Raw genomic sequence first — 12449 nt, 5'->3', positions numbered from 1 at the left:
CCGAGGGCCGGTAGGCGGCGGCGGGGCGGGTCCGCCGGGAGATGGGCAAGAGCCCGCGGCTCCTGCCATGTGAAGCCGTCCTTCGGGCAGCGCCCTGAAGAGCTGCGCCACAGCCAGTGGCCCGTCGCCGATCCGAACCCGTCGGCAGCCATTGCAGATTCTCCGGCGGAAGGACCGGGCGAACAGCCGTCCGTGCCCGGAGAGGTGCGCGTCAAGGAGCGAAACGCGGCGGCGCGTACCCGCTGCCGGTCAGGTGGAACGGATGTAGCGGATGCCCGAACCGAGGTCGGCGTTGTCCGACAGCGGGGCGAGGTGGAGGGGGGTCTGGGAGAGGGTGATGCTGCTGGGGATCAGGCACAGCGGGTCGTTGTAGCCGATGACGACGGTGCGGTCGGTGCGGTTCTTCACCGAGCGGGCGGTCATCAGCCGTGCGGGGTCACCCGCGGAGGGCTTGACGATGCGGGTGCATTCCACGAGGGCCGACTTGTAGACGGTCTTCTGACCGCGGAAGCCGCGTTCGGACCAGAAGCAGATGTTGCCGGCGCTGCATTCGTCGGGCGCGACCAGGCGTCCGACGTGGTGTCCTCCGGCGCCGTGGTCGCCGTCGCCGTGGCGACGCCCGTCGTCGGCACCGGCCGGGAGGGCCAGACCGAGCACGGCGGTCGAGGCGAGGACCAACCCGAGGGCAGGCGTGCTGACGCGCTGGAACATGGTTCTCCTGGTTCTCTTTTTTGGGGGGTGCCGGCTGGGGCAGGAGCTCAGCCTTGGCGTTCGTACGCTTAACCGCTCAGATGGATTCCGGTTCCGCCAGAGCCGTCATAAACCCACCGCCGGAAGGAAGCGGCGGCCGGCCCATTGACGGGAGGCCCTGAGGGGCCGCCGGGAGATCCCGACGAGCATCCGGACGCATGTCCGCATGGCTGCTGCGCGCCTTCGTCGAAAAAGCCACGATGGCCCGCTGGGCTGTCGGGTCGGCGGGGGAAGGGCGGCCTCCTGACTTACCAGGTTCCGGCCGGGGGCCGCCCCGGACGTCAAACGTCAAGCACAGGCCGTTACTTGGCGGCGACCAGCTGGTCGGCGAGCTTGCACAGGCGGCGCACCGTGCGGTCCTCCAGGGCGACCGGAGCCGCCGGGGAAAGGGCCGTACGGTCGTAGTAGGCGCCGGGGACGAGCTCGGTGGCCGGATCGCAGAGCCGGACCACGCGCTCGGCGCCCTGCACCGCGGAGTCGCCCTCATGCGCGTACAGCGGCAGCAGGCCGGTGTCGCACACTCCGGGGTGGACGCTGACCGAGGTCCAGGGGGCCTGTTCGCGGGCGAAGATGGTCAGCGCGAGCTGCGACTGGGCGTAGGCGGCGAGCCGGGAGTAGCGCTTGGCGCGATGCGGGTCGTTCCAGGAGATGGACGCAGTGCGGTGCATCGAGGAGGAGACGTTCACCACCCGGCTGCCGGGCCGGGCGCTGAGCGGGCCGGCCAGCTCATGGGTGAGGAGGTAGGCGGCCAGGAAGTTGACCTGGAGGGAGAGTTCATTGCCGTCGGTGGTCATGGTGCGCCGCTCGGGAGCGGCCAGGGCCGCGTTGTTGACCAGGACGTCGAGGACGGGGTGCTGGTCGGCGATACGGGCGGCCATGGCGCGCACCTCGTCCAGCCGCGCGAAGTCGGCCACGACGAGGCGCAGTTGCGAGGCATTGGCCCCGGCCGCCACCAGGCGGGCCCTGGCCTGGTCACCGGATGCCTGGTCCGGGGCGTGCAGAATGACCGTATCGCCCCGTCCGGCCAGCAGCCGGGCGGTCTCCCAGCCGATGCCGGAGGTGGCACCGGTGACCAGTACGGTCCTGGGGGCGGGCGAGACAGATGAAGGCATGGAAATCCACTCCGGGAAGGGCAAAGGCAGCGGCGGTCCGCCATCGTGCGGAGCTGCTGTGCGAGCGTGAAAATGTGAAGTGGCCTCAGCGGAAGGCCCGTTGGGGGCCGGGAGCCGCTGTTCCGGGCGATAGCGGCTGCCTGGTGGTGGCAGGCGCGGCCGGGGTGTTGGTGAACGGCGGAGCGCTCAGCGCGCGTTCCGCGCACCGCGTATGAAGCCGGGCAGCGCCGTATGCGGCGGCCGGTCGTCATGGCGGAGGTGGCTGTTCACGGGCACCATCCAACGAAGCCCCCGGTCCGGGCGCAAGCGGCACGCCACTTCCCTGACGCCGCCCTGACGCGGAGGAAGTCCCGGCGGTCGGCGGCCGCGTACGCCGAGGTTGGGCGCCGGCTTTGGGCGCCGGTGTCTTATCGCTGATCGTCCAGGGCCTCCTGGGCATCTGCCATGAGCCCCAGGCGGAGATGGACGATGCGGGCGATGTCACTGATGGTGCCGTTACTACGGAAGATCTCCATGGGCGGCAGGTCGATATCGAACTGCTGCCGCACGGTGATCAGCAGCTCGGCGGCCATCAGGGAGTCGAGGCCATAGGCGTCGAGGCGGCGGTGGTGGTCGAGCTGTCCGGCCGGCAACTGCAGGACGCCGCCGACGACTTCGGCGATGCCGTCGGCGATGCGCTGCCTGGCCTCCTCGGGCGGCAGGGCGGAGAGCTCCCGGAGGACGTCCTCCGGCGTCTGCCCCTCCGTGTCGAGGAGCACGGGCAGCAGGGCGGTCAGGCGCGGGCTGCGAAGCCGGGGGAGGAAGCGGGCGAGGGGGCCCCAGACGACGCGGCCGGCCATGGCCGGGCAGTCGGCGACAAGGGCGTCCTCCAGCACCCCGAGCGCCTCCCGTACGGTGAGGGGTTCGATGCCGGACCGGGCGAGGGTGGGGACAAGGCCCGCGCGGGCGATCCAGCCGGTGTCGCCGATGACACCGAGGCCCGGGGCGAGGGCCGGCAGTCCCGCGGCCCGCCGGTTGCGGGCGAGGGCCTGGAGGTAGAGATTGCCGGCCACATAGGGGGCCTGGGCGATATTGCCCAGGGTCGCGGTGGCCGATGAGCAGAGCAGGAAGGTATCGGCGTCCAGCCCTTGGCAGGCCGTGTGGAGCGCGGCCGCGCCGGCGAGTTTGGGGGCGAGGACGGCGGTGAAGCGCTCGTCGGTCAGTTCGGTGAGCGGGGCGTCGTCGAGCAGCATGGCGGAGTGGACGACGCCGCGCACCGGGTGGCCCGCGGCGGCCGCGCTGTCCAGGATCCGCCGCACCGCCTCGGGGTCGGTGATGTCCGCGGCGTGCACCTGCGCCATGGCCCCGAGGCGGGCGAGACCGGCGAGGAGGTCCGGGGCCTCGGGGGTCCCGGCGCCCCTGCGGCTGACCAGGGCGAAGTGCCGGGCCCCGCGCTCGGCGAGCCGGAGCGCGGTGGCGGCGCCCAGCCCGGTCAGGCCCCCGGTGACCAGATAGGTGGCGGCGGGGTCGGGGGCGGGCGGCGTACGGCGGCGTACCACGGGCAGCGGTTCGTCCAGCGGGTCGAGGGCGATGACCACCTTGCCGGTGTGCCGCGAGTGCTGCATCAGCTGATACGCCTCGGCCACCCGCCCCGCCGGGTAGACGGTGTGCGGCAGCGGCCGGTAGCGCCCGGTACGGATGAGGGCGGCGACCTCCGCGAACAGGGCGGCGGCCGGGCCGGGTTGGTGCAGCAGCTGGGTGAGGTCCACCCCATGGAAGGTGATGTTGCGGCGGAACGGCCCCAGGGCCAGCGGTTTGTTCTGGTGGATGTCGCGCTTGCCCAGTTCCACAAAGCGCCCGCCGGGGCCCAGCGCCTCAAGGCCGCGGGAAATCGCCTCGCCGGCCAGGGAGTTGAGGACGACGTCCACGCCCCGTCCACCGGTCAGTTCGCGGACCTTCTCGGCGAAGTCCGGGTTGCGCGAGTCCAGTACCTGTGCCACACCGATCATGCGCAGAAGGTCGCGTTTGGCCGGGTTTCCGGCCGTGGCGACGACCCGGGCGCCGCGGCGCCGGGCATACTGCAGGGCCGCCAGCCCAATGCCTCCGGCGCCACCGTGGACCAGCACGGTCTCGCCGGCGGCGAGCCGGGCGAGGTGGCCCAGGCCGTAGTGGACGGTGAGGAAGACCACCGGCAGGGTGGCGCCCTCGGTGAACGACATCCCGGCGGGCAGCGGCAGCACGGCGTGTTCGACGGTGGTGGCGTGTGAGGCGAGCGAGGCCGGGGCGAGGGCCAGCACCCGGTCCCCGGCCCGTACCGAACCGACCCCGGGGCCCACTGCGGTGACGATGCCGGCGCACTCCATGCCCGGTCCGCGCGGCAGCAGCTCGTCCTGGGGCTCTTCGGGCAGGAGGCCGACGGCCTGCATCAGCTCCCGGTAGTTCAGGCCCGCCGCCCGGACGGCGATGACCACCTGGCCGGGGGCGGGTTCGGCGGGCGGCGGGGTCTCCTGCCAGGCCAGCCGGTAGCTCAGTCCGGGGTCGGTGACCCGCAGGGCATAACCGGCCACCGCACGGCTGTCGGTGATGCCCTGTGGTGTGCTGGTGACGTCGGTGATCCGGGGGACGAACCGGCCCTCGGCGGTGAGGCAGATCTCGTCCTCCTCGCGGCTCTCGTCCTCCTCGCTGGGCGTGAGGAGTTCGTCCAGGAGGCGGCGGGCGTCCGCGGCAGGGTCGTCGGTCCGTTCCAGGGAGAGCCGGCGGACGGCGATCCTCATGTGCTCATGGGCGAGGGTACGGGCCACTCCCCAGGCCGCGGCATCGACCGGGGCCAGTGGCCGCTCGGGGGCGGGCAGCGCGCCGCTGGGGCGGCTGACCAGCCACAGCGTCACCCGTACCGGTTCGGGCAGCCGCTCGCAGACCGTGGCCAGTGCCCGCAGCGCCGCCGCCCGGCGGGTGGCGGCTTCCAGCTCCCGCCGTGGCTCACCGGGTGCGGTGACGGTGCCGTCACCGAGGCAGAGCAGCACGGTGAGGGCCGCTGCGTCCCCGGCCAGCAGGCGCTGCCAGCAGCCGGGTTCGGTCAGCGGGCCGTCGGCGAGACGGACCGGCGCGCCCCTCTCGGTGAGTGCGGCAGCCACCGCGGCGGGCAGTGCCGCCGGTGCCGGATGCTCGCCCGCCGGCTCGCCGGCCACCACCCACACCGTGGCTCCGGCTTCCTCCGGCATCCGTGGCGGGGGCGGGGCGGCGGCCGGGGCCGCGGGGGCCGCGGCCAGCAGCACCGAGGTGCTGTCCGGAGTGTTGCGGGTGCCGTCGCCGATGCGCTGGACGCCGGTGAAACCGCACTCCTCCAGCAGGGGCGGCCACCGGTCGGCGGGCAGGATCAGCGCCTCGGTGCGCAGCGGCCGGTCGGCCGGGGCGAGGAAGCCCTCGGTGTGGCCGAAGACCGGCACCAGCAGGTCCAGCGCATGGTCCTCCACCGCGATCAGGAGACCACCGGGTGCCAGCAGGGAGGCGACGCGCCGCAGGCCGAGCCGCAAGTCCCGTGCCCAGTGCAGGGAGTTGGCGGCGATGACCAGGTCGAAGCCGGCCGGGGGCAGCCCTTGGGCGGCGGGGTCCAGATCCAGGTCGAAGGTGCGGTGTTCGATGAAGTCATAGCCGGCGAAGCGGGATTCGGCGCGGGTGAGGAAGCGGGGGGAGACATCGGTGAGGAGATAGCGGGTGCGCTCGGGTGGCAGTACCGGCAGAACGGCCGCCGTGGTGCCGCCCGTTCCGGCTCCGATCTCGAGTACCCGCAGCGGCCGGCCGGCGGGCCAGTGCCGTACCGATTCCGCCACCAGCGCCTGGACCACGCGGTTGTGGTGGCGCAGGTGGACGCCGGTGTCATAGCGGCGCTCCAGCTGTTCCAGGCGGTGGGCGGAGAACGGTTCCTCCGCCGGGTCCGCCCGGCCCAGCAGCAGGTCCAGATGGGCCTCGGGAGTGCGCAGGGTGAAGGCGGTCTCGGCTGCCCAGGCGGGGAAGTCCCGGACCAGCCGGGCCAGATGTTCCTCCAGCGGTTCCTCGTCCTGCTCCGCCAGGCGCCGGCCGCCACCGGCCACCGGTTGCAGCAGGCCCTCGGCCTCCGTCAGCCGCAGCATCTCCCCGACCAGGCGCCGGTGGCGCGGCAGGACCCCGGCGGCCAGCACGCCGTCCACGGTGATGTCCCCGGTGCCCGGCAGGAGGCGGCGCAGTACGGCGTGGAAGACCCGGGCCGAGGCATGGGCGAGGCGGCGCCGGACCCGGGCCTGCCGCCGTGGCTGCCATGCCTCGGTGAGGAGTGTGATCCTCGGGCGGGCTCCGTCGAGGACCGCCTCCGGGGCCGGGAAGGGGCAGGGTCCGGGCGTGTCGCCGGGCCGTGGTGCCGCCCGCATGGTCTCGGCGTAGTGCCGCAGCGGGGTCCGGGCGCCGTTGCCCATGCGCCGCACCAGGCAGCCCTCCAGCTCGGCCGTGACCGTGCCGTCCGGCGCCATGATCAAAGTGTCCCAGCGGTATCCGTCCTCGGTCCGTCCGCGCTCCCGCAGATACAGCACCCCTTCGTCGGCCGGTGGCTGCCAGACCCGGACGGCGTCGAGATGCGACGGCAGATAGCACTCGCCGTCCTCCAGCAGGTCCAGGCGGAGGGCGACCGCCGTGTGCAGGGCGGCGTCGAGCACCGCCGGATGGGCCTGCAGGGCCTCGTCCGGCCAGGGGTTGCGGTAGGCGGCCAGCACCTCGCCCGGTCCCGTCCGTACCTCGCGGACCAGCCGCAGCCTGGGCCCGTATTCCAGCCCCAGGCGCGCGATCGCGGTGTAGAACGCCTCGGCGTCCAGCTCGCCGGGGCAGCGCTGCCGCACCGCTGCCAGGTCCACCGCCTCGGGGCGGGTGCGCAGCAGCCGCCGGACCCGGGCCCGGGCATGGGTGCGGGGCTGCCCGGACAGGGCCTCGAGGGCCCCCACGGTGACGATCCCGTCGTCCGGGGAGAGCATCGTCTGCAGGAGCACCCGGCCGGGGTCGTCCCGGGGCACCACCAGTACCCAGGGGTCCAGGTCGAGCACCTCACCCGGCGCCTCGGACACCCGGGCACCGGCGGCCAGCATCATCTCCAGGTATCCGGTGATGGGCATGATCATCGAACCGCGGATGCGGTGGTCCGCGAGCCAGGGCACCAGCACCGGCTCGATCCTGCCCTGCCAGGCCGGCAGGTGCAGCGGCAGCCGCTCGCCCAGCAGCGGATGGTCATAGCGGCCGTCGGCGATGCCGCCGGTCCAAGCGGCCGGCGTGCCGTTCCAGTGGCGGGTGCGCTGCCATGGATAGGCGGGAAGGTCCACCACCCTGCCGGGGCGGGGGAAGAGGGCGGGTCCGTCGATGGCGGCTCCGGCCGCGATCAGCTGGGCCAGGGCGGTGCGCAGCGCGCCGGGTCCGGTGCTCTCTCTGGCCAGGGTGGGCACCACGGCGACCGGGGTGGTGGCCTGTTGGGTGAGCCGCCGCAGATAGGGCCGGAGGACCGGGTGCGGGCCGAGGTCAGCGAAGATGTCGTACCCCTCGGCGAGCAGGTGCCGGATGGCCGGGGCGAAAAGGACCGGCTCGCGGATGTTGCGCCACCAGTGGCCGGCGTCCAGCTCCGGTCCGGTGACCGGTTCGCCGGTCACCGTGGACACCATGGGGATCTGCGGCGGGAGCGGCCGCAGTCCCTCCAGGGCGGCCCGCAGCGGCTGCTGTACGGGGTCCATCGCCCGGCTGTGGAAGGCGTGGTCGAGGCCGAGCGGGGAGCAGTCGGTGCCCTGGGCGGCCAATTCCCTTTCCAGAGAGGCCAGATCGGCCCGCGGACCGGTAACGGTCAGGTCCCGTTCGGTGTTGACGCAGGCCAGTTCCAACTTTGGGAAGCGCGCCAGGAGTTCGTCGAGGCGCTGCCGGGGCAGCGTGACGGCGGACATACCGCCGCTGCCGGCGGTGCCCGCCTGGGCCCGGGCGCGGGCGGCCACCACCCGGGCCGCGTCCTGAAGGCTCAGGGCCCCGGCGACATGGGCGGCGGTGATCTCCCCGACGCTGTGCCCGGCCACCGCGGCCGGGACGACGCCCCGGCCGCGCAGCCAGGCGACGATGCCGCACTGCACCGCGAAGAGCAGTGGCTGGGCGATCTCGGTCCGTGCCAGGCGCTCCCGGCCGGCGTCGTCCGCCGGTGGTGAGGCCAGTTCGTCCCCGACCGACCAGCCCAGCAAGGGGGCGAGGTGCGCGTCCGCCTCCCGCACGGCGCGGTGGAAGTCCGGCTCCAGGCGCATCAGATCGGCGCCCATGCCCGCCCACTGGGAGCCATTGCCGGAGAAGACGAAGACGGTGCGCCCATGCTCCACCCGGCGGGCGGCCGCCGCGGCCGGGCCCGGTTCGCCCGCGGCGATCCGGCGCAGCCGTTCCGCCGCGGCGGCGGGGGTACGGGCCAGCACGGCGGCCCGGTGCGGGTGGCCGCCGCCGCGCCGCCAGGCGGTGAACGACACATCGTGGAGGTCCTCGGGCGCCGTCCGGTCCAGGCGTTCGGCCAGCCTGCGGGCGGCCTCGGCCAGCGCCGCGGGCGTCCGGGCGGCGACCGGCACCGGCCACTCGGCCACCGGCGGCGGTACCGGCCGGGGCGCCGGGGGCGGCGCCGCCAGGATGAGGTGGGCGTTGGCGCCGCCGAAGCCGAAGGAGTTGACCCCCACCACACTCCTGGGCCCCACCTTGACGGGCCGTGCCGCGGTGGGGACGGTCAGGCGCAGCCCCTCGAAGTCGATATGCGGGTTGGGCTCCGTCAAATGCAGGGTGGGCGGGACGATGCCGTGGCGCAGCACCAGGAGGGCCTTGAAGAGCCCCGGCATGCCGGAAGCGGGCTCCAGATGGCCCAGGTTGGACTTGACCGAGCCGATCGGCAGGGCACCCGCGTCCTCACCGCGCCGGGTCGCCAGCGCACGTCCGATCGCCGCGCATTCCACCGGGTCGCCGGCCGGGGTGCCGGTGCCGTGTGCCTCCAGGTAGACGAGGTCGTCCGGTGACACCCCGGCCTGCCCATAGGCGCCGCGCAGCAGGGCCTCCTGGCTCTCCAGCCGTGGCAGCGAGATTCCCGGTGTCCGGCCGTCGCAGTTGGCGGCTGCCCCGGTGATCACGGCATGTATCCGGTCCCCGTCGGCCACCGCGTCCGCCAGCCGTTTGAGCAGGACCAGTCCCCCGCCCTCGGCCCGTACAAAGCCGTCGGCGCCGGCCGAGAACGACCGGCAGCGCCCGGACGGGGAGAGCATGGACGCCTGGGAGAAGCCGATGAAGTGATAGGGGTTCAGCAGGAGGTTGGCGCCGCCCGCCAGCGCGGTGCGGCTGACCCCGGCCAGCAGCGTCCGGCATGCCTCGACCAGCGCGACCAGGGCGGAGGAGCAGGCGGTGTCCACCGCCATGCTCGGCCCCCGCAGGTCGAACACATGCGAGATCCGGTTCGCCGCGATCGACAGCGCCGCTCCGGAGAGGGTGTACGGGCTGCCGAGGCGCCCGGTGAGCATCTGCAGCGCCCCGTAGGGGCTGTCCGAGATCCCCACGAACACGGCGGTGTCGGTGCCGGCCAGCGACTCCGGCGGCATGGCGGCGTCGTCCATGGCCTCGGCCGCCAGCTCCAGCAACAGCCTTTGCTGCGGGTCCATTTGGGCGGCTTCCTTGGGTGCGATGCCGAAGTACTCGGCGTCGAAGCCCGCGATGTCCGTGAGGAATCCGCCGGCGGCGGTGTAGCTCTTGCCCGGCCGTGGTGCGGCCGGATCGACGAACCGTTCCACCACGAACCGGTCCGGCGGCACCTCCCCCACCAGATCCCGGCCCTCGCTCAGGGCCGCCCAGAGCCCGGCGAGATCCTCGATGCCGCCGGGAAGCCTGCACGCGGCTCCCACCACCGCCACGGCCCGGTCGGCCGGGCCCGCCAGGAACGCATCCCCACTCATAAAAGGATTGATGAACACCGGACAAGCCGAGGAAACGGCAAGTCACCCGGCCGGATGGAACTCCTTAAACAGGCGTTCTGTCGCTCGCCCTCGCGTTCGTCGCCCAACTGCCGCCCCGACGAGCCGGGTTGACACCGGTTACGGGCGGACCGCCGGGCAGCGGCCGGGCGTTGGCGCGGATGCCGGACCGCGCCCGCATCAGTAGCCGCAGGTTCCCGGCTGGGCGCCCTCCGTCGGGCGACCGTAGTGGTAGTCCCAGGTGCTGCTGTAGGCGGTGCACCGGGCCGTGGACCCATTGCCGTGGGTGATCCTCATATTGGCCACCCCGTACCACTCATTGTCGCCCCAACTGTGCACCGAGATGGGGTTGGTGGTGACCTCGGGGCCGCTCAGGGAGCCGTACTCCCCGGAGTCGCGGCCCCGGCCGTCGTCGCCCAGGTCGAGGACCTGCACCCAGGCACCGGTGATGCCGGGATGAGCGTGGGTGCGGAACCAGCCGTCCCACACAAAGCGGGCCCGGCTGTTCCCGCAGTAGTCGAACTGCTGATGGATCCGCCCGGCGGTCAGCTGGCTCCCATTGCCGTCCTGAACCCTCACCACTCCGCTGTCGCCCTTGTCCGCCCAGTGGCAGCTTCTCGCGGTGGCCTGGGCGGCCGGCGCGCCGGCCACGATGGCGCCCGGGACCGCCAGGGCGGCGGCCAGGGCCGTAGTGCGCAGCGCACGTCCGAGGTGCATGGTCATCTCTCCTCTCGCTGCCGTACCGGGCCAGGTCTCTCCCCCGCGGCGCCCCGGCCCGGTGTCCGGCGGCACACCACAAGCTAGGGCGGCCGCCGGCGGTGCGAGGTATCTCCTTGCACGGTGAAGGAGCCCCTCCGGTGCGGAACTGCACAGTGAGACCGCTGTTCACCCGGCTCGGGCCCCGATAGCCTCCGCTCCACAGGGAGTTGAGCTGCCTCTCCGAGGGGAGCGCATGCACGCCGACCAACAGCGAGCGGGCACCGCGACGGCGGCCGGGCGGGTCCGGCGGGCCGACGATGTGCTGGCCATGCAGCGCGCCGCCCGCCAGGGCGGCACCGCCTCCCTGCTGCGCTGGCTGGCCGCCCGTAGCGGGGCCACCGTCCTGCTGGTGAACCGCTCGGGCGCCGCGGCCTCGGCCCCTTCGCCGCCCCTCGGCGAGGCCGGGCGCACTCTGGTACGGCGCGGGGTGCGGGAGATCACCGCACGGGGCCTGAAGTCCCTGGCCATCGACCAGGAGGACCTCGCCTGCGTCATCCTGCCCCTGGACGGCTCGCCGGACCTCGCCGCGCTCCTGCTCGCCGCCGTGCTGCCCCGCCCGGTGCCGCCCGAACTGCCGCTGCTGCTCGCGGATGCCACCTCGGGGCTGAGTCTGTGCCGGCGGGCCGAGGACCTCCGCCGCCGGCAGCGCCGGCTGCGGATCGCCGACGCCCGGACCCGGGAGGCCGTTCTGCACCTGCTGATGAACGGCCATACCGCCGCCGCGCGCCAGGTCGCCGGGGCCCTGCGGCCCCAACTGCCCGATGTGGCACGGGTGTATGTCGTCGAGGGTCCGGCCGCGGTGCGCAGCGCGGTGGCGCAGGCGATAGCGGAAGTGGCCGAGGGCGCGTGGATTGTGCCATGCCCCGTCTATCTCGACCATCTGATGGTGCTCGCGCCCGCCGCCCCGGGCACGGACACCGACCCCGCCCCGGCGTGGAAATGGCCCCCTTCCATGGCGGATACCTGCTGGATCGGGGTGAGCGAGGCCGTACCGCTGCGCGACACCGCCACCGGCTACGCCCAGGCCTTTCACGCCCTGGCCACCGCACGCCACCGCGCCCAACGGCAGGCGTCCTTCGCGGGCCATCCCGATCTGGCACTCACCATCGGCCCGCCCGCGGCGGCCTGGGCCGGTACCTTCCTCGCGCCGCTGCACGCCCACCGCAGCAGACGGGCCCAGGACCCGGACAGCGCGGACCTGCTGGCCACCGCCGCGTCCTGGCTCCACTTCTCCACCCGCGCCACGGCCCATCTGAAGATCCACCGCAATACCCTGATGTCCCGGATGGCCCTCGTCAGCGGCCTGCTGGGACTCGACCTGGATCAACTCGCCGACCAGGCAGCCCTGGCACTCGCCCTCCATGCCGGCACCGCGGACATCCCACGGGGGGACGGCCCGGCGCCCACCCTGGACGAACTGCTCACCCTGCCCGGTGTCCTGGCCTGGGCGGAACGGCAGTTCCGCCCCTTGCGGACGCCCGGCGTACCGGACTGCGTCGAGCAGACGCTCACCCTCTGGCTGCGCCTCAACGGCCGTATCGGCCCGACAGCCCAAGCGCTGTCCCTCTCGGCATCCGCGGTACGCAAACGCCTGACCCGCGCCGAGGCACTGCTTGAGCGCTCACTGCTACGTCCCCCCAGCGCCGTCCATGACCAGTGGCTCGCTCAACGGGCCCTCGAACTGTCCGGTCATTACAGAGGGTTGGGCGTCGCCACCCTCTCCGGCAAAGAGCCGCCCGGCTCATAGCGGCAGATCGGATCGAACAGCCCGGACACTCACCTGTTCACCCACCGCTCACTCCTCCCACCTCACACCGTCAGCCACAGTTCGCCCGTCGGCACGACCGTGCCATGCGCCACCTCTCCCGCCGTC

5 protein-coding genes are annotated in these 12449 nt (G+C 73.4%); 1 reads left to right on the top strand and 4 read right to left on the bottom strand.

All coding sequences use genetic code 11. From position 1 onward, the window contains the following. Positions 1–249: 249 nt before the first annotated feature. The 4 genes from CV755_RS12100 to CV755_RS12085 form a co-directional block, all read right to left on the bottom strand. Entirely contained in the window at positions 250–711 is a 462-nt protein-coding gene (locus CV755_RS12100; RefSeq protein ID WP_109280227.1) for a peptidase inhibitor family I36 protein, read from the bottom strand. Positions 712–1052: 341 nt separating this feature from the next. Then, complete coding sequence (locus CV755_RS12095; protein ID WP_109280226.1) at positions 1053–1862, bottom strand: SDR family NAD(P)-dependent oxidoreductase; 810 nt, start codon at positions 1860–1862, stop codon at positions 1053–1055. Between the two features lie 407 nt (positions 1863–2269). Continuing rightward, on the bottom strand, positions 2270–9799 hold the full coding sequence (locus CV755_RS12090) for a type I polyketide synthase (RefSeq protein ID WP_109280225.1): 7530 nt from the start codon (positions 9797–9799) through the stop codon (positions 2270–2272). A gap of 198 nt (positions 9800–9997) precedes the next feature. Beyond that, positions 9998–10534: a hypothetical protein gene (locus CV755_RS12085; RefSeq protein ID WP_153068649.1), complete on the bottom strand. Its 537-nt coding sequence runs from the start codon at positions 10532–10534 to the stop codon at positions 9998–10000. Positions 10535–10769: 235 nt separating this feature from the next. On the opposite strand from CV755_RS12085, the gene CV755_RS12080 reads away from it, so the two are divergent. Beyond that, positions 10770–12323, top strand: coding sequence for a helix-turn-helix domain-containing protein (locus CV755_RS12080; protein ID WP_338323645.1), 1554 nt, complete (start codon positions 10770–10772; stop codon positions 12321–12323). The last annotated feature ends 126 nt before the right edge of the window (positions 12324–12449 follow it).

The organism is Streptomyces orinoci (assembly GCF_003121295.1).
Lineage (GTDB): Bacteria > Actinomycetota > Actinomycetes > Streptomycetales > Streptomycetaceae > Streptomyces > Streptomyces orinoci.
The sequence above is the reverse complement of the archived record's forward strand: the minus strand, read 5'-3'. Positions and strand labels throughout refer to the sequence as shown.

Bases quoted from the DNA above. Each gene is read 5' to 3' on its own strand.
- CV755_RS12100 (WP_109280227.1), bottom strand. From the start codon at position 711: ATGTTCCAGCGCGTCAGCACGCCTGCCCTCGGGTTGGTCCTCGCCTCG.
- CV755_RS12095 (WP_109280226.1), bottom strand. From the start codon at position 1,862: ATGCCTTCATCTGTCTCGCCCGCCCCCAGGACCGTACTGGTCACCGGT.
- CV755_RS12090 (WP_109280225.1), bottom strand. From the start codon at position 9,799: ATGAGTGGGGATGCGTTCCTGGCGGGCCCGGCCGACCGGGCCGTGGCG.
- CV755_RS12085 (WP_153068649.1), bottom strand. From the start codon at position 10,534: ATGCACCTCGGACGTGCGCTGCGCACTACGGCCCTGGCCGCCGCCCTG.
- CV755_RS12080 (WP_338323645.1), top strand. From the start codon at position 10,770: ATGCACGCCGACCAACAGCGAGCGGGCACCGCGACGGCGGCCGGGCGG.